This is a genomic window from Promicromonospora sp. MEB111, from assembly GCF_030209445.1.
Classification (GTDB): Bacteria; Actinomycetota; Actinomycetes; order Actinomycetales; family Cellulomonadaceae; genus Promicromonospora.
Genome location: NZ_JARVSD010000022.1, coordinates 13,878 through 38,192, shown reverse-complemented (window position 1 = coordinate 38,192; position 24,315 = coordinate 13,878). Strand labels below are relative to the sequence as shown.

Sequence of the window (24,315 nt, the reverse complement as noted above, 5' to 3'; positions counted from 1 at the left end):
GGAATGTATCGCCTGAGAAGCCACAAAACCGTCATTCAACAGGTGAATCCCCGGGTGAAATGCGTCCCACGCAAAGAACAGCACCGATGCATGACCAGAGCGCACACGTTCCTTGGACAGCGAGGAACCAAGACCGGTCTCCTCGCCGCCCGCCACCCGATGCGACACTGTCCTCCGTGCCCGACGTCCCCACCCACCCCCTCCTCGACGTGCTCCTCGCCGGTGGCGCGCGCGCCGAGCGGCTGACGGCGTCGCGCACCTTCCCGGAGCGCACGGCCGAGCACGTGGACTGGCCCGACTGGGCGGACGCGACCGTGGTGCAGGGGTACCGGAAGCTCGGTGTCGACCGGCCGTGGACGCACCAGGCCGTGGCCGCCGACCTGGTCCACCGGGGTCGGCACACCGCCCTGGCCACGTCCACGGGGTCGGGCAAGTCGCTCGCCTTCTGGCTGCCCGCGCTGTCGGCGGTGCGGACCGCGGCGGCGACCGCGATCCTCGACCCGGGGAACATCGCGTCGGCGCACGTGCGGCCCACGACCATCTACCTGAGCCCCACCAAGGCGCTGGCCGCCGACCAGCTCAGCGCGCTGGAACGCGTGCTCGACGCGGCGGGCACGCGCGACGTCCGCGTCGCCACCTGCGACGGCGACACCTCGCGCGAGGAGCGGTCCTGGGTCCAGGACCACGCCGACGTCGTGCTCACCAACCCCGACTTCCTGCACTACGCCCTGCTGCCCAACCATCGTCGCTGGTCACGGTTGCTCAAGGGGCTGCGGTACGTCGTCGTCGACGAGGGGCACGCCTACCGCGGCGTCTTCGGCGCGCACGTCTCGCTGGTGCTGCGCCGGCTCGCGCGCCTCGCGGCGCGGTACGGCGAGGGCTCGCCCACGTTCGTGGTCGCCTCGGCGACGACGGCGGCGCCCGCCGTCAGCGCGGCCCGCCTCATCGGGGTGTCGCCCGACGACGTCGCGGCCGTCACCGAGGACGCCTCGCCCTCGGGCCGCCGGACCGTGCTCCTGTGGCAGCCGCCGGAGATCGCCTCCTGGCGCCCGCCTGTGGACGGTGACGACGCCGAGGTCGGCAGCTCGCACCGAGATCGGTCCAGGGACGAGCCGACCTCGATGCGACGTGCCGACCCCCAGGAGCCCGACCCCTGGGCGCTGCCCGGCGACGACCAGGAGGCCGAGCCCGTCGCGACCGAAGCACCGCCGGAGCACCCGCGCCGGTCGGCCACCGCGGAGGTCGCCGACCTGCTGGCCGACCTCGCCGAGGCCGGCGCCCGCAGCCTCGCGTTCACCCGGTCGCGGCGCGGGGCGGAGTCCGTGGCCCAGCAGGCCCGCGACCATCTGCGCCACGCCGCGCCCGAGGCTGCCCGCCGGATCGCCGCCTACCGCGGCGGCTACCTTCCGGAGGAGCGCCGCGAGCTGGAGCAGGACCTGCGCACGGGGAAGCTGCTCGGCCTGGCGACCACCAACGCGCTGGAGCTGGGCGTGGACATCTCCGGCCTCGACGCGGTGCTCATCGCAGGCTGGCCCGGCACCCGCATGTCGCTGTGGCAGCAGGCGGGCCGCGCGGGGCGGGCCGGGGCGGACGGCCTGGTCGCCTTCGTGGCGCGCGAGGACCCGCTCGACACCTACCTCGTGACCCATCCGGAGGCAGTGTTCGACGCCCCGCTCGAGGCGACGGTGTTCGATCCCGCGAACCCGCACGTCCTGGCCCCGCACCTGTGCGCGGCGGCCCAGGAGGCCCCGTTGCGGTCCGAGGACCTCGCGGCATTCGGCGACGCCGGCCACGTGCGCGGGATCCTGGACGTGCTCGTCGCCCGCGGCGCGCTCCGGCGTCGGACCTCCGGGTGGTACTGGACCCACCACCAGCCCGCAGCGGGCCTGACCGACCTGCGCGGCGCGGGCGGCACGCCCGTGCGCGTGGTGGAGCAGGGGACCGGCCGGATGCTCGGCACGGTCGACGCGGCCTCGGCGGACGGTCAGGTGCACGACGGCGCCGTCTACGTGCACCAGGGCACCACCTACGTGGTGACGCACCTGGACCTGACCGACCACACCGCCGTCGTGCAGCGGCGGCGGCTCGACTACGGGACGTGGTCGCGCTCGGTCATGTCGGTGGCGATCGAGGGGTGGGACCAGTCTCCTGGTGACGGTGCCGCCACGGCACAGGAGGACGACGGGCCGGGCCGCGACCTGGTCACCCGCGAGTGGGGACCCGTGACGTGGGGCCTCGGCCCGGTGGAGGTGACGTCGCAGGTGGTGAGCTTCCAGCGCCGCCGCGTCCCGGACATGCAGGTGCTGGGCACGGAGCAGCTCGAGCTGCCGGAGCACACCCTCGGGACGGTCGCGGTCTGGTGGTCGGTGCCGGAGTTCGTGCTGCGGGCGGCAGACATCTCGCCCGAGCAGGCGCCGGGCGCGCTGCATGCCGCGGAGCACGCGTCGATCGGACTGCTGCCGCTGCTGGCGACATGCGACCGCTGGGACCTCGGCGGGGTCTCGACCGAGCTGCACCCCGACACCGGCGAGGCCACGGTGTTCGTCTACGACGCCTATCCCGGCGGCGCGGGCTTCGCCGAGCGGGCCTACGACCTGGGCGCGACCTGGCTGCGCGCCACCCGCGACGCGATCGCCGCCTGCCCCTGCGCGGACGGCTGCCCGGCGTGCGTGCAGTCGCCCAAGTGCGGCAACTACAACGCGCCGCTCGACAAGGACGCCGCGGTGCGGCTGCTGGACGCAGTGCTCTCCCACGACCCGCGGGCGGCGCTTACCGGGTCGTAACGGAGGAGTCTTCCGTATGCGACATTCACCCGATATGTTCCCCGGGACCAGGCCGTTCGTCGCGAGGGAGCACGCCGATGCGAGTCCACCACGTCCGGGCGAAGCAGGTCGCCGCAGCCGCCGTCGCCGCACTCACGGGACTGGCCCTTGCGGCCGGCACGGTTCCCGCGGCAGCGGATCCCGCCGGTGAGGTTCCGGGCGGGGTCGTCGCCGCGACCGAGGCACCGGCCGCCGCGGTTCCCGCCGGAACGTCTCCCGACGCCGCCGGGGCGCTGTCGGCAGGGTCGGCCGACGCCCCGTACGTCCTCGACGACGGCGTCACGGCCCCCGTCTACGACTACGCCGGCGCGATCCGCGAGTCGGTGAACGTGATCGCGCCGGACCTGGACGGCGACGGCGACGCCGAGGAGATCCGCGCCGACATCATCCGCCCGGCCGAGCTCGACGGCGTCGCCGAGGTACCCGTCGTGATGGACGCCAGCCCGTACTACGCGTGCTGCGGCCGTGGCAACGAGAGCGAGCTCAAGCAGTACGACGCCGCCGGGGACCCGGCGCTGTTCCCGCTGTACTACGACAACTGGTTCGTGCCGCGGGGGTACGCGTACGTCGCGGTCGACATGGCCGGAACCGGCTGGTCCACGGGCTGCACCGACCACGGCGGGCCCTCCGACGTGCTCTCGGTGAAGGCCGTCGTGGACTGGCTGAACGGGAACGCGATGGCGGTGGACCCACGCACCGGGGATCCCGTGGTCGCCGACTGGACGACGGGAAAGACCGGCATGATCGGCAAGTCCTACGACGGCACGCTCGCCAACGGCGTGGCGGCGACCGGCGTCGAGGGGCTGGAGACGATCGTGCCGATCGGCGCGATCAGCTCCTGGTACGACTACGACCGGGCGCAGGGGCTCCCGTTCTCGGCCAACTATCCGCGGTTCCTCATGGGCTACGTGGCCGGGGGCCGGCACGTCGCGACGGACTGCTCGGCGATCACCGAGGCGCTCAACACGGCGGGCGACGACGCGTCCGGCGCGCACAACGCCTTCTGGGACGAGCGCGACTACCGCTCCGGCTCCCTCTTCGACGCCTCGCGGGTCACAGCCAGCGTCTTCGTGGTGCACGGCGCGCAGGACACCAACGTGGACACCCCCAACTTCTCCCGCTGGTGGACGGCGCTCGGTGAGCACGGCGTGCAGCGCAAGCTGTGGCTCACCCGTCTGGGCCACGTCGACCCGTTCGACTCGGACCGGGTCGAGTGGGTCGACACCCTGCACCGCTGGTTCGACCACGAGCTGCTCGGCGTCGACAACGGGATCACCGACGAGCCCGCGGTACGGGTCGAGGTAGCGCCGAACGAGGTGGTCACCTCGGACACCTGGCCGGTCACGGACCGCACCGCCCGGCTGCGGCCGCGCGCGGACGGCAACCTCGCGCTCGGCGCACGCGGCCGGCCGGCCGACGCCGGCTGGGTGAACGCCCCCAACCAGACCTTCAACACCGCCCTGACCGCGGGCGCCAACCCGAACCGCCTGCTGTTCCGCACCGGCACGCTGACGGACGACCTGCGGCTGTCGGGCGCGGCGTCGGTGACGACGACCGTCACCCACGGGGCGTCGACCGGCCAGATCACGGTGGGTCTCGTCGACTACGGCGTGATGGACCGGGTGCTCACCGGGGGCGAGGGCGCGACGACCCTCGGCACCGAGTCCTGCTACGGCGAGTCCGCCGGGGTCGACGACGCCTGCTACCGCGACGTGGTCCGGAACATCGGGTCCACGGAGCTCCAGGTGCTGGGCCGCGGCTGGGCCCGGCTGGACGGCGCAGGCACGCACACCGTGACCGTCGAGATGCAGACGAACGACCTGGTCGTCCCCGCCGGGCACCAGCTCGGGCTCGTGGTCATGGGCACCGACCGGGGCGCCACCGTGACCGTGGACCGGGCGGCGACGCAGTACTCGATCGACCTCGGCTCCACGGCGCTGAACCTGCCCGTGTCCGGTCCGATGACGAGCTTCACGCCCGGCCACAGCCTGGTGCCGGACGCTGCCGACGTCACCCGGTCGGCGCTCCTGCCCGAGGCCAGGGTGGTCGTGCCGCGGTGAGGCGCGCCCGCGGCGGCGAGGGCTCTCGCCGCCGCGGTGCTACTCGCCCAGTCGCTTGAACGGCGTCGTCGAGAAGACGACCTCGACCGCCACGCCGAAGTACTCCGCGATGCGCAGCGCGAGGAACAGCGACGGGCTGTACTCGCCCCGTTCGAGGTAGCCCACGGTCTGGTAGTGCACGCCGAGCGCGTCGGCGAGCTCCCGCCGCGAGATGCCGCGTTCGGCACGCAGCATCGCTATGCGGTTGTGGACGACGTCGGACTGCTCCCCCACCAGCTCAGTACCCCTTGGCCATGTAACGCTCCCGCGCCGCCGCCACCGTGGAACCCGACTCCCGCCGGGCCATCCTGCGAAGCACGATCGGCGCGAGCACCATACCCACAACCGCCCAGAGACCGAGCACCGCGAACATCTCGAACGTGCGCCACGACTCGCCGATCTCCGCCGTGACCATGCTCTCGGGCAGCATCGCCGACCGGGCGCCCAGCCCGAGCCAGTAGTAGGGGAACGCCTGCCCCACCCACTGCAGCCACTCGGGCAGCGCCGTGATCGGGTAGAAGATCCCGGACGGCACGATCAGGAGCATCGACCCCAGGAACAGCAGCCCCGTCTGCGAGGCACTCTTGAACAGCGAGCCGAGCGCCACGCTGATCGGCACCGTGGCGACCATCCCGACCAGGAAGATCAGGGCCAGCAGGAGGAAGGTGCGGCCGTCCAGCCGCAGCTCTCCCGCGACCGTGACGGCGGGGATGACCAGGACGATCAGGCCCACCAGAGTGGTCAGCGCGAACATCAGGATCTTGCCGACCAGGTAGCCCAGCATCCCGTTGGGCGTCGCCTTGGCCCGGAGCAGCGTCCCGTCCTCCCGGTCGACGGCGATCGTGCTGGCAGGCCCGGTGAGCCCGCCGAACGCGATGCTCATGCCGACGAGGCTCGGCAGCACCATCGCACCCAGTGCGAAGTCGGTGCCGGGGACGGTGCTGCCCCGCATGAACAGCAGGACCACCGCGTAGATGACGGGGAACGCGAGGATCCAGATGAGATCGCTCGGGCTCAGGATCGAGTACTTGGTCTCGAGCCAGCCGCGGGTGAGCCCGGCGCGGACCGCAGCCCAGCGCGCGTCGTTCTGAGTGCGCCTGTCGGTGGTCGCGGTCGCGGTCATGACTGCACTCCCTCGCTCTGCTCGGCCCGGTCGGTCGGGCCCTCCCCCGCCAGATCCGGCTCGGAGTGGTCCGGCCCGGCGCCGTCCGACACTGCGCCGTCCGACACCGCGCCGTCCGACTCCGGCCGATAGGTCTCGGCCCGGTGCACGAGTGCCATGTAGGTGTCCTCGAGGCTGGCCCGCTTGACCTCGAGCTCGCTGACATCGGGGTCGCCTGCCAACAGCCGGCGGACGAACGCGGTGGGATCGCCCTCGGTCACCGCGTGGATGTTCCGGCGTCCCTCGGACGTCCAGCGCACTTCCGCCTGCGTGGTCAGCTCTCGTGCCAGCTTTTCCGCCGACCCGTTGGCGACGACCACACCCCCGTCGAGCACCAGGATCCGGTCGGCCAGCTTCTCGGCCTCGTCGAGGTCGTGCGTCGTGAGCAGGACCGTCGTGTTCTCGAAGTCGGCCAGGCGGTGCACCAGGTCGTGGAACTCGCGCCGGGCGTGCGGGTCGAAGCCCGCCGTCGGCTCGTCGAGGAACACGAGCTCCGGACGGCCGACGATCCCGATGGCCACGTCGAGGCGGCGCCGCTGACCGCCCGAGAGGGTCTGGACCTTGGCCTTGGTCTGCTCGGCGAGGCCGACCACCTTGATCAGCTCGTCCACGTCCCACGGCCGCGACACCTCGGCGGTCGAGTAGGGGACGTAGAACCGTGCGAGGTATCCGAGCAGGTCCCGCACCCGCCACCGGCCGTGGTCGCGCCACGACTGGAGCACGACGCCCAGCCGTGCGCGCCATGCCTCGTCGCCGTGCGCCGGGTCCTGCCCGAGCACCGAGACCTCTCCGGCCGACCGCATGCGGAAGCCCTCGAGGATCTCGATCGTGGTGGTCTTGCCGGCGCCGTTGGGCCCGAGCAGGGCGACGACCTCGCCGCGCTGCGCCGTGAAGGACACGCCCTTGAGCACGTCCTTCGTCCCGTACCTCATCCGTAGGTCACGCACGTCGAGCGCCATGTCGCCCGACGGCGGAGGTCGGTCCTGTGCAGTCATCGCACTCTCCATACCATCCATAGCAGTGATACTACGATCCGTCGGGGTTCCACGTCATCCCCTTTTCCCGTGGGCCGGCCCTCGCCGTTGCCCGCGCTTGCCCCAGAGCACCGCCGAACTCCCCCACCGGCCCGGCGGCCGCGCGCGTCGCGACGACCCGCACCACTCCTCCGCCGAGCACCTCGCACGACGCGACCGTCGCGCCGTTGCGCACGACGGCCGCGCCCGCCGTACCGCACGGGTCGAACCCGTCGCGGAGCGCGGTCGCACCGGCGATCGCTCCGAGGTCGGCCGCCGCCTGCGCGGTGCCACGCGCGTTCTGGGCCGCGCCGAGCGCCGCGATCCCCACCGCGAGAAGCAGGGCCCCGGCGACGATCCCGAGCACCAGGACGGTGCCGGCACCGCGCTCGGGATCGCTCCCGAGGCGACACCGTCCCGCACGACGCGGCCATGGATCCCACCGCCCGGCCCCGTCCCGCCCGGGGCCGGCCGAGGCACCCGCCGAGCACCTCACGGCTCCACCCACGCCGCCGCCGTCCCGGTGGCCCGCAGCGGACCGGACACCCAGCCACCCGAGACCGGGCGTGTGACGGTCACCCGCACCCACTCGCCCTCCCGCGCGATCGACATCTCGGCCTCGGGCCCGCCCACCCGCGCGACAACCGCCGCCACGGCATCGCTCTGCTCCCCGATCGCCACCGCCCGCGCCCCCGCGCGGGCCGCGTCCAGGGCGCGCATCTGCGCCGTGGACGCGGCCACGAGGGTGAGCACGGCGACGAGCACGAGGACGACGACCGGCAGCCCGAGGGCCAGCTCGGCCGTCACCGTGCCGCGTTCCGACTCACGCTCCGCCATGGGTCAGCCGGCCGTCAGCGCCGACTGGATGAGCGACGTGAGCATCGACTTCACGTCACCGCCCTTGAGGACTGCCATCAGCGCACCCGCGAAGGCGGCCGCGGCGAGCGTCGCGATCGCGTACTCGGCCGTGGCCAGCCCCCTCTCCGACTCGCGCCCGTCGGCATCCGTCCGCGACCGGTCGTCCGGCTCGGGACAGGCCACCGCTGTCGTGATCGTCATGTCTTCTCCTCCTGCTCCGCCCGCGCGCGAACCTCACGGCCTGCCCGCGGGCACCCTGTACGGCCCGTCTCGACGGGCCCCGTCCGCCGTACGGCGGACGGCACCGGCGCGCGTGAGCACGCCGAAGTCCTCCATCTCTCGTCGGGTGCCGGCCGCCCGGTACCCCGGCCCGCCCCTGTCCCGCCTCAGCCGGTGAGCAGGTCGATACCCAGGGCCAGAAGCACCGGGACCAGGCCCACCAGCACGAACGCCGGCAGGTAGCAGACGCCCAACGGCAGCACCAGCCGCACCCCGAGCCGTGCCGCGGCGGTCCGGCTCGCCGCGGTCCGCACGTGCCGCACCTCTGCCCCGGCAGCCCGCAACGCCTCGCCCGCCGGGGCGCCGTCCAGCCACGCACCGCGCAGCGCGTGCACCACCGGGCAGAGGGCGTTCGGGGTGTGGGCCCACGCGCGCTCCCAGGCGGCGCCGAGCACGAGCGCGTGAGCCGCGCGGGTGAGCACCTCACCATCGGGACCGTCAACTGCTGCCCCCACCGCCTGGAGCGCGCGCGGCACACCTGCTCCAGACCGCATCGCGGCCGCCACCAGCTCCAGCACCACCTGGACGTCAACTCCGGACCGCTCCGCGCCACCGGCCGCGACCACCAGCCGGTCCGACCAGATCCGCCCGGCCACGAGCAGCACCGCACCAGCCACCAGGGCCGCCGTTCCGACGCCACCGTCCGTGGCCGTACCCACCGGGTCGGCGCCGAGCACCCACCCGAGAAACCCACCCGCGACCGGCAGCCACATGAGCAGGCGACCCGTGGTCCGCGGCCCGGCGAGTGCCGTGTCTCGCTCGGCCTGTGCCTCGGCCTCCGCGACCAGGGTCGCCGCGACCTGCTCCAGGACCCGGCCGAGCGGCGCCCCGACGTCGAGCGCGAGCCTGGTTGCCGCGACCACCGCCGCCGCATGCCGGGAGCCGAGCACCCGGGACAGCGCGTCGACGTCGGGTACACCTGCAAGGTCGACGCCCACCCCTGCGGCACGCGACCACGCCGCGCCGGGCGGCGCGCCCGCCTTGAGCAGCGCGACCACCTGCAGCACGACCACCCGGACGTCGCCGCCGGGCGCCCGCCCGCCCGTGCCCCCGCGCCCTGACCGGCCAGTCGCCGCGCCGGCCGCACTGGCATCGGGTGCCACGGCCACGCGCGGCACAGGACCCGAACCAGCCCCAAGGCCAGGTCCGACGAGCACCTTACGCAGCCGCCGGCCGCCGCGCGCCAGCACCAGCCAGACGCCGACCGCGACGAGCAGGCCCACGCCGAGCGACTCCACGACCCTCACCACGGCCCGTACCTCCCCACCAGGTCGCTCCACGCGCCCGGGTCAGTCGTCCACTCGCCGCCGCCGTCCCAGCGCCCGGCGGTGCGCACCTCCAGGTCGCCGCCCGGGCCGCGTCCCACGAGCCCGATCTCCGCCAGGTACCGCGTGCCCTGCCCGCGCCGCAGGTGCAGCACCACGTCCAGCGCACCCACCGCCTGCGCGGCCACCGCCTCCCGGGTCATCCCGGCGAGGCCCGCGAGCGCCTCCAGCCGAGCGGGCACCACCCCGACGGCGTTGGCGTGCAGCGTCGCGAAGCCGCCGTCGTGCCCGGTGTTCATGGCCATGAGGACCTCGCGCACCTCGGCGCCCCGGCACTCGCCGAGCACGATCCGGTCGGGCCGCATGCGCAGTGCGTTCCGTACCAGGTCGGCGAGGTCCACGGCGCCGGCGCCCTCGACGTTGGGGCGCCGCGCGGTCAGGTGCACCACGTGCGGGTGGACGGGTCGCAGCTCGCGGGCCTCCTCAACGGTCACGACGCGTTCGCCGTCCGGCACCAGGGAGAGCAGGGCGGCGAGCAACGTCGTCTTGCCTGTGCCCGTACCCCCGCTGATCAGCACGTTCGCCCGGCACCGCACGAGGGATCGCAGGAGGCCCGCCCACTGCCGCGGCAGGGCGCGGCCGGCCACGAGCTCGTCGAGCGTGAACGCGCGGGTGCGCAGCACGCGCAGCGAGATCAGGGCGCCCGTCTCGGCCAGGGGTTCGAGCACGGCGTGCAGCCGGGTGCCGTCGGGCAGGCGCGCGTCGACGGTGGGGCAGGCGTCGTCGAGGCGCTGGCCCCCGAGCGCCGCCAGGCGGACGGCGAGCGCCCGCACGTCCGCGGCCGAGCCCAGGTCGACCACGGCCCGCTCCAGCCCGGCACCCCGCTCGATCCATACGTCGCGCGGGCTGTTGACCAGCACGTCGGTCACGTCGGGTGCGTCGAGCAGCGGCTGCAGCGGACCGGCGCCCGTGAGCTCGGCCCGGGCCGCCCGCTCCAGTTCCCGCAGGGCGTCGGACCCGAGCACCCGCCCGGAGTCCCGTACCGCGGCACGCACGGCGGCGCCCGCGCCGGCACGGCCCGTCGCGAGCCGCGCGCGGACGTCGTCGAGCAGGGACGGCTCGACCGACAGCGCGGTCACAGGGCGGCCGCCACATCGGCAGCGAAGCGCCCGAGCACCGTCCGGTGCGTCACGGCGGGGCCCTCGCCCCGCTCGATCGCCCGGGCCAGTCCCGCGTCCCGGTCCAGGACGCCGATCACGGGCAGCCCAAGTGCGGCGGCGATGTCGTCGGGGTCGACCGCTCCGGGCGCGGGGCCGCGCGCCACCACGCGCACGTCGGACACGTCCGCCGCGCGGAGCGCGTCCCGCACCCGCTGCGCGGCGACGGCGCCGGGCAGGGTCAGCGGGACGACGAGCAGCACCGTCTCGCAGGCCGCGAGGAGTGCCCGGACGGCACGCCCACCGCCGCTCCGCACATCCGCAGGCTCACGACCCTGCGCGGCCACGGCTCCGGCGCCGCCCGACGGCGCGGTCGAGGATCCACCGCCGTCCCGACGGGTAGCGGACTCCCACGCGCCGGGCCGCGGCAGGTCGAGCACGAGCATCTCGCCGGCGCGCACGAGGCCGCGGCAGACGCCGAGCACCACGTCGTCGTCCGGCGGCGGCCCCGATGCCGTGCCGCTCAGCACGGGTACCGCGCCCCAGCGGGGCAGCGCCGCCACCACGCCCAGCCCGTCGACCTCGCCGCGCGCCTCGACGAGGTCCGGCCAGCGCGCGCCGCGTCCGCCGTCGGCCCCGAGGAGCAGGTCCGTACCCGGCCCGTGCGCGTCGAGGTCGACGAGCGTGGCGCGCTCGCCGCCACGGCGCAGGCCGTGCGCGACGCACGCGGCCACCACCGACGTGCCCGCTCCACCGCACGCCCCGACCACCCCGATCACGCGACCCGGCTCCGGCCGGGCACCACCCGTCGTGCTGACCATCACGCCTCCTCCGACACAGGCCCGGCAGCCGGTCCGGCGGCCGTCCCGGGCACGTCGCCCGGGCTCTGCGACCAGGTTGGTCGTAGGGCCGCACCCCGTGCGGCCCGCATCGGCGCGGCTGTGCACGAACGGCGAGAAGTGACCCCTGTGGTCGGGCTCGGACGCCCGTCCCGCCGTGCGGGCGGTCTGTCGAACGGGCGGACGAGTTCATCCAGGTGGAAGAAATCACGGCGCGGACACCCGCTCCGACGGACGGCCCCGCTAGGCTCGTCGCGTGACCGAGCAGGTGCCCCAGATCGCTTCTCGACCGCAGTCGCGCGCACAGCGCACCGCCGCGTTCTTCGATCTCGACAAGACGATCATCGCCACCAGCTCGTCGGCGGCGTTCTCCAGACCGCTCCTCGCGGGCGGGCTGCTGTCGCGTGCCGACGTGCTGCGGAGCGCCTATGCCCACTTCATCTTCATGATCGGCAACGCCGACGCCGACCAGACCGAGCGGATGCGCGCACACCTCTCGTCACTGGTGACCGGCTGGGACGTGGAGAAGGTCCGGCAGATCGTCACCGAGACGGTGCACGAGCTCATCGACCCCTACGTCTACGCGGAGGCCGTCGAGCTGATCGAGGAGCACCACGCGGCCGGCCGCGACGTGGTGGTGGTGTCGGCGTCGGCCGCCGTGCTGGTGGGGCCCATCGCGGCGGTGCTCGGCGCGGACCACGTGCTCTCCACGCAGATGACGGTGCGGGACGGCCGCTTCACCGGCGAGATCGACTTCTACAACTACGGCGACAACAAGGCGGTGGGCGTCCGCCGCCTCGCCGCGAGCGAGGACTACGACCTCGCGCGGAGCTTCGCCTACTCCGACTCCATCACGGACGCCCCCATGCTGGCCGCGGTCGGCCACGCCTTCGTGGTCAACCCGGACCGGGTCCTCAGGCGCCGGGCCACGCAGTCCGGCTGGGGCGTACTGGCGTTCACCCGCCCGATCGCGCTGCGCCCCCGCATCGAACCCCTCCCGCTCCTCGCGGTCGTGGGCACCGTGGCGGTCGGGGTCACGGTCTGGCTGGTCTGGCGCGCCGCCCGACGCCGCGCACGCCGCCGCTGAGCCACCCCTGTACACGTCAGCCGTCGGCACCTGGCTGCCTCTGAGACTGCCCCCAGGTCGGCAGACCGCCCAGTGAGGTCGGCAGTTGGCATCGAGATCGGCACAGGCCTGTGCCGATCTCGATGCCAACTGCCGAACCAACGGGCGCACTGCCGAACCAGGGCGGGCCAGCTGCCGATCCGACGGGCGCACCCCACCTCATCCTGGCCGCCGCAAAAGGTCAAGGATCGGTAAGGCCGAAGATTTTCCCAGGCAATTGCGCACATGACAGGAATTGGCAATTGTGAAGATCACTGCGTTCAGGTTGCTTTTGTAAGCGACAGGCAGTGTGATTGTGTTCACAGCAAGTATTCAGGGCGGCAGGGACCGTGCCCTGGGGGTCGAAAAGGCGCAAGCCTGATCGACGGCGAGCGACGTGCACGGTCAACCCCGTCCAGCTGGTGAGAGCGGAACCCGGCTTGAGGATGCTCCCGGATTCCGTACTCGATAGGCCGAGATCTCGCCACCGCAGTGGCCGGGCCCTCGCACTTCCGGATCGCGAACGGAAATTGCGAGGAGCCCGGCCGCACGGCGAATCGTTTCGCGGAATGCACGCCGGCCGGAAAAGAATCACCACACCCGGCATTCTCCAGGCGTTGAAACGCCGTCAGCCGCGATTCCCGCCGTTTGCACAGCAGCCCTCACCGCCACTGCGCCCGCGAGTACTGCGGCTGCACCCCCACGCCGGCGTCCACGGGAACCGTCCCGATCTTGTCGCGCAGCGTGTGCGCCGCCCGCAGCGGCCAGGAGGGGTCGCGCAGCGCCTCGCGGCCGATCATGACGGCGTCCGCCGAGCCCTCCACGAGGATCTGCTCGGCCTGGACCGGGTCGCTGATCAGCCCCACCGCGCTGACCGGCAGGCCCGACACCTCACGCACACGGCGGGCGTGCGGCACCTGGTAGCCCGGCCCCACGGTGATGTGCGCCGGCGCCACACCCCCGGTCGAGACGTCCACGAGGTCGGCACCGAGCGTGCCGAGCCGGCCCGCGACGGCGGCGACGTCGTCCACCTCGAGCCCGCCCTCCAGCCAGTCGGTCGCGGAGAGCCGGACCAGCACGGGCAGGTCCTCGGGCCACGAGGACCGCACCGCGCCCACCGTCTCCTCGACGAGCCGCGAGCGCGCCTCGGCCGACCCGCCGTACTCGTCGGTCCGCGAGTTGGCGACAGGCGACAGGAACTGGTGCAACAGGTACCCGTGCGCGGCGTGCACCTCGACCGTGTCGAAGCCGGCCTCGCGGGCCCGGCGCGCGGCCGCCGCGAAGTGCTCAGGGACGTCTGCGACCTGCTCGGGGGTCATCTCCTCGGGCGTCGCGAACCCCGGGTAGGGCGTGGCGGACGGCCCGACGGTCGGCCAGCCGCCGTCGGCCGCCGGGACGCTGCCCTGCTCCGGTGCCCACGGACGGAAGGTCGACGCCTTGCGCCCCGCGTGCGCGAGCTGGATGCCGATCCGCGCCCCGCGCGCGTGCACGAAGTCGACGATCCGCTTCCACCCGGCGGTCTGCACGTCGTTCCAGATGCCGGTGTCCTGCGGCGAGATGCGCCCCTCCGGCACGACGGCGGTCGCCTCGGTCATGACGAGCCCGAACCCGCCGGCGGCCCGGGCGCCGAGGTGCACGAGGTGCCAGTCGTTCGGGAGCCCGTCGTCCGCCGAGTACTCGCACATCGGCGCCAGCCAGGCGCGGTTCGGCAGGGCGAGGTCGCGCAGGGCGATCGGTTCGAGGAGGAGGCTCACGCCAGCCCCTAACGTGGCCGGTCTCCGGGCAATTCCGGGGCATCGGCACGACGTCTCAGGAAGTGACACCGGTTTGTGAGGGGGGTCACCGTCCGGGACTACACTCACCGACCAGAGACAACGTCAAGGCAGCCCCAAGCACCTGCCCGAACGAACGCGAAGACGCGCACCGGAGGTCACCGTGACAGACACCAACCCGACGTCGGGCTCGGCATCCAGCCCCAGCCTCGAGAACCTTCTGCACGAGACTCGGAGCTTCCCGCCCAGCGCGGAGTTCGCGGCTCAGGCGAACGCACAGGCCGACCTGTACGAGAAGGCGTCGGCCGACCGCCTGGAGTTCTGGGCCGGCCAGGCCCGGGAGCTCGTGACCTGGAAGACGCCGTTCACCGAGACCCTGGACTGGAGCGGAGCCCCCGTCGCGCGCTGGTTCGCCGACGGCACGTTGAACGCCGCGTACAACGCGGTGGACCGCCACGTCGAGGCCGGCCACGGCGACCGCGTCGCCATCCACTTCGAGGGCGAGCCGGGCGACACCCGCACGGTCACGTACGCCGACCTGCAGCAGGAGGTGTCCCGCGCGGCCAACGCGCTCACCGCCCTGGGCGTGCAGACCGGCGACCGCGTGGTCATCTACCTGCCGATGCTCGTCGAGTCGGTCGTCGCGATGCTGGCCTGCGCCCGCATCGGCGCCCCGCACTCCGTGGTCTTCGGCGGATTCTCCGCGGACGCCCTGCGCAGCCGGGTCGCCGACGCCGAGGCCACGCTGGTCATCACGGCGGACGGCGGCTACCGCCGCGGCGCGCCGTCGGCCCTCAAGCCGGCCGTCGACGAAGCACTCGCCCCCAAGGAGGGCGCCGACCCGACGACGGTGCGGAAGGTGCTCGTCGTGCGGCGCACCGAGCAGGACGTGGACTGGGTCGAGGGCCGGGACGTGTGGTGGCACGAGGCCCTCGCCGAGGCGTCCGACCAGCACGAGCCGGTGGCCGTCGAGGCGGAGCACCCGCTGTTCATCCTGTACACCAGCGGCACCACCGGGAAGCCGAAGGGCATCCTGCACACCACCGGCGGCTACCTCACGCAGGCCGCGTACACGCACCGGAACGTGTTCGACCTCAAGCCGGAGACCGACGTCTACTGGTGCACCGCCGACGTCGGCTGGGTCACCGGCCACTCCTACGTGGTCTACGGCCCGCTCGTGAACGGCGCGACGCAGGTCCTGTACGAGGGCACGCCCGACACCCCGCACCGCGGCCGCTGGTGGGAGCTCATCGAGAAGTACAAGGTCTCGATCCTCTACACGGCGCCGACGGCGATCCGCACCTGCATGAAGTGGGGCGACGACATCCCGGGCGGGTTCGACCTCTCGTCCCTGCGCGTCCTCGGCTCGGTGGGCGAGCCCATCAACCCCGAGGCGTGGATGTGGTACCGCCGCGTCATCGGCGGCGACAAGGCCCCGATCGTCGACACCTGGTGGCAGACCGAGACCGGCGCCATCATGATCAGCCCGCTCCCGGGCGTGACCGCGACCAAGCCCGGCTCGGCGCAGGTGGCGCTGCCCGGCATCGCCGCGACCGTGGTCGACGACGAGGCGCAGCCCGTGCCCGACGGCGGTGGCGGCTACCTCGTGCTCACCGAGCCGTGGCCGTCCATGCTCCGCGGCATCTGGGGCGACCTGGAGCGCTACAAGGAGACGTACTGGTCGCGGTTCGAGGGCCTCTACTTCGCGGGCGACGGCGCCAAGAAGGACGAGGACGGCGACATCTGGCTGCTCGGGCGCGTGGACGACGTGATGAACGTGTCCGGCCACCGGCTGTCCACCACCGAGATCGAGTCGGCGCTCGTGTCGCACGAGATCGTGGCGGAGGCCGCCGTCGTCGGTGCCGCGGACGACACCACCGGCCAGGCCGTCGTCGCGTTCGTGATCCTGCGCGGCAGCCACGCCGGCCGGGCCTCGACGCCGGAGGGCGCCGCCGAGGTGCAGAAGGAGCTGCGCGACCACGTGGGCAAGGAGATCGGCCCCATCGCGAAGCCCAAGAAGATCCTCGTGGTGCCGGAGCTGCCCAAGACCCGGTCCGGCAAGATCATGCGCCGCCTGCTCCGCGACGTCGCCGAGGACCGGGCCGTGGGCGACGCCACGACGCTGGCCGACTCCTCCGTGATGGACCTGATCACGGCGGGCCTGGCGGCGCCGTCGGCGTCCTCCGAGGACTGAGCTACCGGAGGGCCGAGTCCCAGGCGGACCGGACCGGCGGCCGCCGAGGTGGGACGACCACCTCGGCGGCCGCCGCCGTCAGCCCTCGGTGCGCTCCGGCCCGACCTCGTGGAACGTGCGGTCGAAGTGCACCAGAGCGCGCCCCTCGACGGACCCGGAGGCGTGCACCCGGACCACCCGCCCCAGGAGCAGCAGGTGGTCGCCGGCCTCGACCTCGGTCCAGGTCTCGCACTCCAGCACGTGCCGCGCGTCCTCGACGAGGACCGGTACACCGCCCTCACCCGGTCGGACGGCGAGGCCGGCGAACTTGTCCGGCGCCTTGGAGGCGAAGACCGCAGCCACGTCCCGCGCGTCGTGCGCGAGCACGTGGACGGCGAACCGTCGCGCCGCCCGCAGCGGTCCGAGCGTGCGGCTGGAGTGCGCGACCCCGACGGCGACCAGCGGCGGGTCCAAGCTCACGCTCATCACCGCCGTGGTCGTCAGGCCCGCGGGCACTCCGCCCGCCGCCGTCGTCACCACGCACACGCCGCTCGCCAGCCCGGCCATCGCGTCCCGGAAACCGTCGGCGACGGGATCGAGAGGCGATGTTGATGACATCAACATCTCTCCATCCTCCGCGCTCGATGTTTCGCCGGGATCACTCCGGCGCGCGGGTTCTGTTACGGCTGCGGACGAGCCCCGAAACGCGCCGCAACGCCACCGTCCGAGGGCCCGCCTCCCCTAGCATTCGAGGCATGGACGTGCGTATCGACGAGGCCACCGACCCTCTCGATCGATCGGTCACCCGCCTGGGGCAGAAGATCCGCGGGCTGCGCCATGCCCAGGGCCTGACCCTCGTCCAGCTCGCCGAGGCGACGGGCCTCTCGCACTCGTTCCTCAGCCAGGTCGAACGCGGCCGGGCACGGCTGAGCATGTCGTCGCTGTTCCGCGTCGCGGACCGGCTGGGCACCACCCAGCAGCTCCTGCTCACCGAGGGCACGGCGCCCGCCGCGGGCGGCACCCCCGTGGTGCGCCGGACCGACGACGCTTCGGCCGCCTCGGCGGGCGGCGGCACCGTCCGGGCCCTCGCTCCGGCCGGCGACCGCCCGTTCGACCCGATGGAGTACACCGGGACGTCCCGCGAGCCGGGTCCGTACTGGGCGCACGACGAGGACGAGTTCGCCTACGTCGTGGAGGGGCACGTGCTGCTCGACCTCGACGGGACGCTGGAGAGTGCCGGACCGGGCGACTCCGCCTTCTACCGCGGCGGCACCCGCCACCGCTGGGCCAGCGCCGACGGCGAGCCCTACCGCCTGCTGGTCGTCAAGCAGCGACTCCCGCGAGACGCCGGCTGAGCCCACGCGCGATGTCGCTCTCGTCCGCCGTCACGAGGCGGCCGTCGCGGACGACCACCCGCCCGCCGACCACGACGTGGCGCGGCCTGCGCCCGGGCGCGGCCCAGAGCAGGCCGGCGACCGGGTCGGCCACCCCGGCGTCGGCGACTCCGCTCACGTCCCAGACGCACAGGTCCCCCGCCGAGCCGGGTTCCAGCCGGCCGAGCTCGGGCCTGCCGAGCCCGTCCGCCGACCCCGCGCCGGCGGCGTCCAACAGCTCGCGCGCCGTGAGCTGGCGGCCGACCAGGGCGGAGACCTGCATGGCCAGCCGCGCGTCCGCGAGCAGGTGGCCGGCGTCGTTGGACCCGCCGCCGCTCGTGCCGAGGCCCACGGTGATGCCGGCGGCGAGCAGCCGCGCCACCGGCGCGACGCCCCAGCCCATCGGCACGTCGCACCCCGGCGCGTGCGTCGCGGACGCGCCGGAGGCGGCGAGGCGGGCGATCTCGTCGTCGGTGACGTCGCACAGGTGCGCGACCGTGACGTCGGGGGCCAGCCAGCCCCACTCGTCCAGCAGGTCCAGCGGGCGCCGGCCGTAGCGCTCCAGCGCCGCGACCACGTCCACCTGCTCGTTGGCCTGGGTGCGACGGCGCAGCCCGCGCCGCGCCGCCACCTCGCCCAGCAGCCGGAACGTCTGCTCGCCGTCGCTGTGCACGCCGGCCGGGCCGACCGCCACCTGGACGCGGCCGTCGGCCCGCACGCCACCGGGCGCGTCGCCCACCAGCGCCGCGGCGATCGCGTCGGCGCTCGACGCCGCCGCCTCGGCGTCGTCGCCCGCGGAGCCGCGGACCAGCACGAGGCGCGCCCCGAGCTCGTCGGCCGCCCCGGCCGCCGCCCGGGCGAGGTCCACCGTCTCGGCGGTGGAGAGCACCGCGGGCCAGGTCAGATGATGGTCGGCGACGGTCGTGACGCCGCTGAGCAGCGCCTCGGCGAGCCCCGCGCGTGCGGCGAGACCCACCAGCTCCGCGTCCACCCGGGCACGCGCGTAGGCGGCGGCCATCAGGCCGAGCCACTCGCGCATCAGGACGCCGCGGGTGCCGGGCAGCGTCCGGAAGGCCGTCTGGAACAGATGGTGGTGCGCGTTCACGAGCCCGGGCGTGACGACGCACCCGGTGGCGTCGAGCTCCTCGACGCCGCCCGCGAGCCCGCCGGCCACGGGCCCAGCGGACGGACCCACACGCACCACCCGGCCGTCCGCGCCCACCACGACGTCGCCGCCCGGCTCGCCCTCGACGGCGCCCGGCCCGGTGCGCACCGCGAGCGCACCCCGCACGACCAGCCCCGGCGCCGTCCGCGGCCGGCCGCCGACCTCGCCGCCCGCCCCCGCAGCGCTCACCCGCGGTCCCGCGGCGTCAGCCCCGCGGCCCCGTCGGCCGGGGTGGTGAACCTGGACGCCTCGACGAAGGTGCGTGCGAGGTGCTCGACCGCGTGCTCGAAGAGCTCCTTGCCCGCCTCGGCGGTGGCGGTCGTCGGGTCGCCGATGTGGCCGTCCGGGCCGAAGTCGCTCGACAGCCAGCCGAACGACGTCGACCGGCCGAACCCGATCTGCTCGTACGCGAGCAGGTCCTCCGGCACGCGCCGCTCGGCGCGGTCCATCCGGACCAGCTCCGGGCGCAGGTGCAGCATGAGCGAGGTCTCGCCGTGGCCGCCGTGCACGCCCAGCCCGTGCTCGGCGCCGGACGCCGGGGCGCCGCCCTGGTCGCGCGGCGTCGCGACGTGCGCGAAGAAGGTGCGCAGCCCGAACCGGCGGCGCAGCTCACGGTTCGCGACCTGGCCGAGCGCGGAGTTGCCGCCGTGCCCGTTGACGAACAGCAGCCGGGTGATGCCCGAGGCCGCCACGGACCGTCCGACGTCCACCAGCACGCGCATGAGCGTGTCCCACGACAGCCAGATCGTGCCGGGGAACCCGGCGTGCTCGTCCGACTTGGTGTAGGCGAGCGGTTCGAGCAGCACGACGGACGCCGTACCGGACGCCGTCACCGCCGCGGCGGCGGCCGCCGCGGCCTCCGTCGCCGTGACCAGGTCGGTGGACACCGGGAGGTGCGGGCCGTGCTGCTCGATCGCGCCGAGGGGCAGCACCGCCACCGTGTCGTCGGGCAGCGCCTCGATCTCCGGCCAGGTCAAGTCGGCGAACCGCGGGGCCCGGGCCGCGCCCATCAGCGCACCCCGATGTTCACGCGGGTGTCGACCGGCGGAGCGTCCACGAGCTTGCCCGGGTTGAGCAGACCCTTCGGGTCGGTGGTGCGGGCCGTCTCGCGGGCGAGGTCGACGTGCCGGTCCACGTACCACTGGTGCGGGGAGTGCACGCCCAGGCCGAGCGCCTCCAGGCGCTCGATCCCGGCGAGCGCCTCGGCCTCCGAGACGTAGTCGGCGACCACCATGGCGAGCGGGGCGGTGCCCATGAGCTCCAGGTGCAGGTGGACGTCGCCGTCGTAGACGGCCCGGACCTCGTCCTCACGCTCCCAGTGCGCCCGGCCGCCGGTCTCCATGTGGAACCACGTGCGCTCGGGGTGCGCCTGCTGCAGGTGGTAGACCGGGTGGTTGTACGACATCGACGACAGCTTGTCGGTCTCCGCGTAGTCCGCGAGGCTCGCGACCACCGCGCCGCCCGCCGCCACGATCCGCGCCTCGACCTCGGCCACGGTCGAGGCCTCTGCGATGACGCGCAGGCTGTACCGCTCGGGGTCGAGCGGCACGGTGGCGGGCAGGCTCGGCACCAGCGCGGGTGGGTCCGCGGACGCGAGCCGCGGCAGCACCGGCAGGTCGAGCAGCGAGCGGTGCACGCCCGTGAGCGACGCCCAGTCGGCGAAGGCCGCGTAGACGGCGACCCAGTCGCGGGCGGGGTCGGTGGCGATCTCCAGCTCCACGATCACGCCGGTGACGCCGTAGACGTGCACGTACGGCATGACGTCGGGGCCGGTCACGGTGAACGTGGTGCCGCTGCCGTCCATCGGGGCGACGGTGAGCGAGAGCACGAACCCGTCGGAGGTGGACCCGTGCTCGATCGTCCCTGTGCCGGCCGAGCCGCCGCCCACGAAGCCGCCGATCGTCGTCCCCTTGGTGGACGGGTAGATCCAGATGTCCCGTCCGGCGGCCCGGGCCGCCACGTCGATCGCGCTGATCTTCGCGCCCGCGCCCGCCGTCACCGTGCCCGAGTCGTTGACCCGGATCGTGTCGAGGCCGCGCAGGTCGAGCACGAGCCCGCCGTCGAACGGCGTCGCCTGCCCGTAGTTGCCCGTCCCCGACCCGCGCGGGGTCACCGGTACGTCGTGCTCGTAGGCGATGCGCAGCACCTGCGCCACCTCGTCCGCGGTGGTCGGGCGCACCACGGCGTCGGGCAGGTACCGGCCCGCGGGGACCTTCTCCCGCAGGATCGGCGACATGCGCGACCAGTCGGACGACGCCTTGAGCAGCAGCTCCGCCTCGACGGAGACGAGCCCGGGCCCGAGCGTGCGGGCGATCTCGGCCGCGGCCAGACCGGACCGCTCTGCGGTGTTCGGAGTGTGGTCGGTCATCGGTGCTCGTCAGCTCCCCATCGAGATGGTGTCGTCGGTGAACTCGTTGGTGTACAGCGACTCGGGCTCGATGTCCGGGGACTCGATCTGGCCTGCGTCCACGAGGATCGGCGCGAAGGTGTCGACGATCTCGGTCATGCGGTCGGGGTCGATCCTGCCGAACACCCCGGAGGCCGGGTCGTCCACCACGAGGTCGAGGTCCTTCTGGGCCTGCACGGAGAAGTCGGCCACGCCGAGCGAGTAGGTCCACCCGGTCTGGTACTGGTCGACGAGGTCGACGATCAGCTCGTTGGTGGCCTGCGGGTCGTCGAGGTAGTCGATCTGGGCCTGCTGCATGATCGGCACGAGCTTGGCGAGGCAGTCGGCGTTCTCCTCGACCTTGTCGGCGCGCACGGCGAGCGCCTCCGGGTAGACCGAGTAGCCGACGTCGGCGAGGAGCTGGTACCCGACCGGCTTGCCCCACTGCGGGATCTCGTTCTCGTAGATGTACGGCTCGGCCGTGGCGAACCCCTGCTGCAGCACGGCCGGGTCGGAGACGAAGCGCTGCGGCGTGCCCTCGTAGCTGAGGTCGATCTGCGCGTCGTCGATGATGCCCTGGGCGGCGAGCAGGCGGGGGAAGACGTCGCCGGAGGACACCACGGGGTCGCCGTCCGCGGCGGCCTCCTCGATCGTCTCGGCGCCGTCGTGGCTCTCCGGGTCCCACATCACGATCTGCGGGCTGGTGGTGAGCATCGAGGCGACGGTGACCACCGGGTTGTCGGCCAGCGCGGTGATCTGGGCGTCGGTGGTCACCGCGCCGAGCAGGATCGAGTCGTCGAGGTACATGAGCGACGGGACGGGCTGGAAGTTCACGTTCGGCCCGCCGGGACGCACCTCGATGTCCACCCCGGTGTCGACGCCCTGGGCCACCAGGGAGCCGGTGACCGACTTGGCGTCGGTGTCCACCGTGAGGTCCGAGCCGACGAGCGAGTACATCGCCCCGTGCTCCGCCTCGGGCTGCCAGTCCTGCTGCATGACGACGGTCGCGGGACACACGTCGGCGAGGTCGAGGGGTCCGCCGGCCTCCGCCGCCGGCGCGTCGACCTGGCCGGTGCCGCCCGCCTGCGCGTCGGCGGTGCCGGTGCCGCAGGCGGTCAGGGCGAGGAGCGGGAGGACGGACAGCGCGGCGAACGCGAGGCGTCGCGGTCGGGACAAGGGCATGAGGGACAAGGGCATGAGGACTCCTGAGGGGGGAGGGGGGCGAGGGGGACGCGCGGCGCTCAGGCGGCGCCGCGGCCGTACCAGCGGCCGATGACGGCCCGGTCCAGCGCTGCGAAGACGGAGAACATCGCGACCCCGAACAGCGCGGTGAGGATGATGGCCATGAACAGGGCGTCCATGTTCAGGCGCAGCGTGTAGGTGCGCAGCAGGCCGCCGATCCCCGGCGAGCCCTGCTGGAAGAAGAAGTCGCCGACGATGGCACCGATGACGCTCAGGCCCGCCGCGTTGCGCAGGCCGGTGAAGATCGACGGGAGCGCCGCGGGGAACTGGAGCTTGAGGAGCCGCTGCACGCGGGTGGCGCGGTTCAGCGTGAACAGGTCGTGCGCGGCGGGACCGGCGGACTGCAGCCCGAACAGCGTGTTCGCGATCATCGGGAAGAGCGCGATGATCACGCACACGACGATGCGGGCGCTGAAGCCGTAGCCCAGCCAGATCCCGATCAGGGGCGTGAGGGCCAGGATCGGGATGGTCTGCAGGATCACGGCGTACGGGTAGAGGATCTTCTCCGCCCAGCCGGCCTGCGCCATGACCACGGCGTACCCGATGCCCAGCACCACCGCGATCGCCAGCCCGCACAGCGCCACCCCGACGGTCTGCCAGAGGGCGTCGAACATGGGGTTCATGACGTTCGGGTTGCCGAGCGTGTTTCCGAGCACCTCGTGCAGCGGCGGCAGCAGGAAGCGCCGCTCGGGTGCGAGCACGAGGTAGGTGACGCCGTACCAGACGGCGACGATGCCGAGCACGGCCGCGAGCAGCGGCCAAGCGGCGGCCCCGGCGGAGAACAGCCTGCGTCGGGCGGTCGTCGGGCGGGCGGCGATCGGTCGGGCGGTGCTCATGAGTGCTCCTCGAGGGCCGCCGAGACCTCGCCGGTGAGCGCCGCGAACTCGGGCTCGTACCGGAGCCGGGGCGGGCGCGGGTAGGACCAGGGGACGGGGATGTCGGCCACCACGCGGCCGGGGCGGCCGCTCATCACGACCACCCGGGTGGAGAGGTAGACCGCCTCCGAGACGGAGTGCGTGATGAACAGCCCGGCGAAGCCCTTGAGCGCGAACAGGCTCTGCAGCTCGGTCTGCATCCGCAGGCGGGTGATCTCGTCGAGTGCCCCGAACGGCTCGTCGAACAGCGCGAGGTCGGGTTCGGCGACGAGCGCCCGGGCGATCGACACGCGCATCCGCATGCCGCCGGAGAGCTGCCGGGGGTGCTGCTTCTCGAAGCCGGTCAGGCCCACGAGGTCGAGCGCCTCCTGCGCCCGCTTGCGGCGGTCCGCCTTCGCGGCGCCCCGCAGCTCGCCCGCGAGCTCGACGTTGCGCAGCGCACTGCGCCACTCCAGGAGCGTGGGCTCCTGGAACACGTACGACGTCGAGGTGGCGTTCACCTCGATGTCGCCGCCGGTCACCTCGTCGAGCCCCGAGGCGAGGCGCAGCAGGGTGGACTTGCCGCAGCCGGAGGGCCCGACGACGGAGACGAACTCCCCGGCGGCGACCGTCAGGCTCACCCCCTCGAGCGCCACGGTGCCGGTCGGGAACGCCTTGGCCACGTCGTCGAGCACGAGGGTGCGCGTCATGGACCGGGGTCGCGGGGTCGTCGTGCTCACTGTGCTCACTG

At 73.7% G+C, this 24,315-nt stretch carries 22 protein-coding genes; 5 read left to right on the top strand and 17 right to left on the bottom strand.

The features are described 5' to 3' along the window. Positions 1 to 176 precede the first annotated feature (176 nt). Together QRN56_RS24145 and QRN56_RS24140 are read left to right on the top strand one after the other, a co-directional pair. Positions 177 to 2,783 carry a DEAD/DEAH box helicase gene (locus tag QRN56_RS24145; protein ID WP_285107596.1) on the top strand — a complete coding sequence of 869 codons (2,607 nt, stop codon included), beginning with the start codon at positions 177 to 179 and terminating at the stop codon, positions 2,781 to 2,783. A gap of 77 nt (positions 2,784 to 2,860) precedes the next feature. Next, positions 2,861 to 4,882: a CocE/NonD family hydrolase gene (locus QRN56_RS24140; protein WP_285107594.1), complete on the top strand. Its 2,022-nt coding sequence runs from the start codon at positions 2,861 to 2,863 to the stop codon at positions 4,880 to 4,882. Positions 4,883 to 4,921: 39 nt separating this feature from the next. Here QRN56_RS24140 and QRN56_RS24135 read toward each other — a convergent pair whose 3' ends face one another. The 9 genes from QRN56_RS24135 to QRN56_RS24095 form a co-directional block, all read right to left on the bottom strand. Further along, positions 4,922 to 5,155 (bottom strand): helix-turn-helix transcriptional regulator, encoded by a 234-nt coding sequence (locus tag QRN56_RS24135; protein WP_350224606.1) that lies wholly within the window; start codon positions 5,153 to 5,155, stop codon positions 4,922 to 4,924. A 4-nt stretch (positions 5,156 to 5,159) separates the two neighbouring features. Then, entirely contained in the window at positions 5,160 to 6,044 is an 885-nt protein-coding gene (locus tag QRN56_RS24130) for an ABC transporter permease (protein ID WP_285107592.1), read from the bottom strand. Then, positions 6,041 to 7,078, bottom strand: a complete 1,038-nt coding sequence (locus QRN56_RS24125) for an ABC transporter ATP-binding protein (protein ID WP_285107590.1) — start codon at positions 7,076 to 7,078, stop codon at positions 6,041 to 6,043. Before QRN56_RS24125 ends, QRN56_RS24130 begins: the two co-directional genes overlap by 4 nt. A 31-nt stretch (positions 7,079 to 7,109) precedes the next feature. Continuing rightward, positions 7,110 to 7,592, bottom strand: a complete 483-nt coding sequence (locus QRN56_RS24120; RefSeq protein ID WP_285107588.1) for an Rv3654c family TadE-like protein — start codon at positions 7,590 to 7,592, stop codon at positions 7,110 to 7,112. Then, on the bottom strand, positions 7,589 to 7,933 hold the full coding sequence (locus QRN56_RS24115) for a TadE family type IV pilus minor pilin (protein ID WP_285107586.1): 345 nt from the start codon (positions 7,931 to 7,933) through the stop codon (positions 7,589 to 7,591). The genes QRN56_RS24120 and QRN56_RS24115 overlap by 4 nt, the downstream gene beginning before the upstream one ends. A gap of 3 nt (positions 7,934 to 7,936) precedes the next feature. Next, entirely contained in the window at positions 7,937 to 8,155 is a 219-nt protein-coding gene (locus QRN56_RS24110) for a DUF4244 domain-containing protein (protein ID WP_285107584.1), read from the bottom strand. A gap of 185 nt (positions 8,156 to 8,340) precedes the next feature. After that, positions 8,341 to 9,483 (bottom strand): type II secretion system F family protein, encoded by a 1,143-nt coding sequence (locus tag QRN56_RS24105; protein WP_285107582.1) that lies wholly within the window; start codon positions 9,481 to 9,483, stop codon positions 8,341 to 8,343. Next, a complete protein-coding gene (locus QRN56_RS24100) occupies positions 9,477 to 10,637 on the bottom strand; it encodes a TadA family conjugal transfer-associated ATPase (RefSeq protein WP_285107580.1) in 1,161 nt (386 codons plus the stop codon). The genes QRN56_RS24105 and QRN56_RS24100 overlap by 7 nt, the downstream gene beginning before the upstream one ends. Beyond that, complete coding sequence (locus tag QRN56_RS24095) at positions 10,634 to 11,476, bottom strand: CpaE-like family protein (RefSeq protein WP_285107579.1); 843 nt, start codon at positions 11,474 to 11,476, stop codon at positions 10,634 to 10,636. The genes QRN56_RS24100 and QRN56_RS24095 overlap by 4 nt, the downstream gene beginning before the upstream one ends. A 274-nt stretch (positions 11,477 to 11,750) precedes the next feature. Between QRN56_RS24095 and QRN56_RS24090 the strand changes: the two genes are divergently transcribed. Further along, positions 11,751 to 12,581, top strand: coding sequence for an HAD family hydrolase (locus QRN56_RS24090; RefSeq protein WP_285107577.1), 831 nt, complete (start codon positions 11,751 to 11,753; stop codon positions 12,579 to 12,581). A 680-nt stretch (positions 12,582 to 13,261) separates the two neighbouring features. Here QRN56_RS24090 and QRN56_RS24085 read toward each other — a convergent pair. After that, positions 13,262 to 14,353, bottom strand: coding sequence for an NADH:flavin oxidoreductase/NADH oxidase (locus tag QRN56_RS24085; RefSeq protein ID WP_285107575.1), 1,092 nt, complete (start codon positions 14,351 to 14,353; stop codon positions 13,262 to 13,264). Between the two features lie 181 nt (positions 14,354 to 14,534). Here QRN56_RS24085 and acs point away from each other — a divergent pair, with 181 nt between their 5' ends. Next, complete coding sequence (gene acs / locus QRN56_RS24080; RefSeq protein WP_285107573.1) at positions 14,535 to 16,565, top strand: acetate--CoA ligase; 2,031 nt, start codon at positions 14,535 to 14,537, stop codon at positions 16,563 to 16,565. Between the two features lie 78 nt (positions 16,566 to 16,643). Here acs and QRN56_RS24075 read toward each other — a convergent pair whose 3' ends face one another. Then, on the bottom strand, positions 16,644 to 17,162 hold the full coding sequence (locus QRN56_RS24075; RefSeq protein ID WP_285107572.1) for a flavin reductase family protein: 519 nt from the start codon (positions 17,160 to 17,162) through the stop codon (positions 16,644 to 16,646). Between the two features lie 137 nt (positions 17,163 to 17,299). Between QRN56_RS24075 and QRN56_RS24070 the strand changes: the two genes are divergently transcribed. Continuing rightward, on the top strand, positions 17,300 to 17,899 hold the full coding sequence (locus QRN56_RS24070; RefSeq protein ID WP_285107570.1) for a helix-turn-helix domain-containing protein: 600 nt from the start codon (positions 17,300 to 17,302) through the stop codon (positions 17,897 to 17,899). Here the strand turns inward: QRN56_RS24070 and QRN56_RS24065 are convergent. The 6 genes from QRN56_RS24065 to QRN56_RS24040 are packed head-to-tail and all read right to left on the bottom strand — an operon-like array spanning position 17,868 to position 24,313. Next, positions 17,868 to 19,271, bottom strand: coding sequence for an amidohydrolase family protein (locus QRN56_RS24065; protein WP_285107569.1), 1,404 nt, complete (start codon positions 19,269 to 19,271; stop codon positions 17,868 to 17,870). The genes QRN56_RS24070 and QRN56_RS24065 overlap by 32 nt on opposite strands. Then, positions 19,268 to 20,092, bottom strand: a complete 825-nt coding sequence (locus QRN56_RS24060) for a creatininase family protein (RefSeq protein WP_285107567.1) — start codon at positions 20,090 to 20,092, stop codon at positions 19,268 to 19,270. Before QRN56_RS24060 ends, QRN56_RS24065 begins: the two co-directional genes overlap by 4 nt. Further along, a complete protein-coding gene (locus QRN56_RS24055; RefSeq protein WP_285107565.1) occupies positions 20,092 to 21,450 on the bottom strand; it encodes an FAD-binding oxidoreductase in 1,359 nt (452 codons plus the stop codon). Before QRN56_RS24055 ends, QRN56_RS24060 begins: the two co-directional genes overlap by 1 nt. Positions 21,451 to 21,459: 9 nt before the next feature. After that, on the bottom strand, positions 21,460 to 22,665 hold the full coding sequence (locus QRN56_RS24050; RefSeq protein WP_285107563.1) for a substrate-binding domain-containing protein: 1,206 nt from the start codon (positions 22,663 to 22,665) through the stop codon (positions 21,460 to 21,462). Positions 22,666 to 22,709: 44 nt separating this feature from the next. Then, complete coding sequence (locus QRN56_RS24045; RefSeq protein ID WP_285107561.1) at positions 22,710 to 23,546, bottom strand: ABC transporter permease; 837 nt, start codon at positions 23,544 to 23,546, stop codon at positions 22,710 to 22,712. After that, complete coding sequence (locus tag QRN56_RS24040) at positions 23,543 to 24,313, bottom strand: ABC transporter ATP-binding protein (RefSeq protein ID WP_285107559.1); 771 nt, start codon at positions 24,311 to 24,313, stop codon at positions 23,543 to 23,545. Before QRN56_RS24040 ends, QRN56_RS24045 begins: the two co-directional genes overlap by 4 nt. Between the last annotated feature and the right edge of the window lie 2 nt (positions 24,314 to 24,315).

Excerpts from the sequence above, each read along its gene's own strand:
- QRN56_RS24075 (WP_285107572.1), bottom strand. The coding sequence starts at position 17,162 with ATGTCATCAACATCGCCTCTCGATCCCGTCGCCGACGGTTTCCGGGAC.
- QRN56_RS24115 (WP_285107586.1), bottom strand. The coding sequence starts at position 7,933 with ATGGCGGAGCGTGAGTCGGAACGCGGCACGGTGACGGCCGAGCTGGCC.
- QRN56_RS24070 (WP_285107570.1), top strand. The coding sequence starts at position 17,300 with ATGGACGTGCGTATCGACGAGGCCACCGACCCTCTCGATCGATCGGTC.
- QRN56_RS24045 (WP_285107561.1), bottom strand. The coding sequence starts at position 23,546 with ATGAGCACCGCCCGACCGATCGCCGCCCGCCCGACGACCGCCCGACGC.
- QRN56_RS24095 (WP_285107579.1), bottom strand. The coding sequence starts at position 11,476 with ATGGTCAGCACGACGGGTGGTGCCCGGCCGGAGCCGGGTCGCGTGATC.
- QRN56_RS24130 (WP_285107592.1), bottom strand. The coding sequence starts at position 6,044 with ATGACCGCGACCGCGACCACCGACAGGCGCACTCAGAACGACGCGCGC.
- QRN56_RS24110 (WP_285107584.1), bottom strand. The coding sequence starts at position 8,155 with ATGACGATCACGACAGCGGTGGCCTGTCCCGAGCCGGACGACCGGTCG.
- QRN56_RS24050 (WP_285107563.1), bottom strand. The coding sequence starts at position 22,665 with ATGCCCTTGTCCCTCATGCCCTTGTCCCGACCGCGACGCCTCGCGTTC.
- QRN56_RS24140 (WP_285107594.1), top strand. The coding sequence starts at position 2,861 with ATGCGAGTCCACCACGTCCGGGCGAAGCAGGTCGCCGCAGCCGCCGTC.
- QRN56_RS24060 (WP_285107567.1), bottom strand. The coding sequence starts at position 20,092 with ATGGGCGCGGCCCGGGCCCCGCGGTTCGCCGACTTGACCTGGCCGGAG.
- QRN56_RS24055 (WP_285107565.1), bottom strand. The coding sequence starts at position 21,450 with ATGACCGACCACACTCCGAACACCGCAGAGCGGTCCGGTCTGGCCGCG.
- QRN56_RS24125 (WP_285107590.1), bottom strand. The coding sequence starts at position 7,078 with ATGACTGCACAGGACCGACCTCCGCCGTCGGGCGACATGGCGCTCGAC.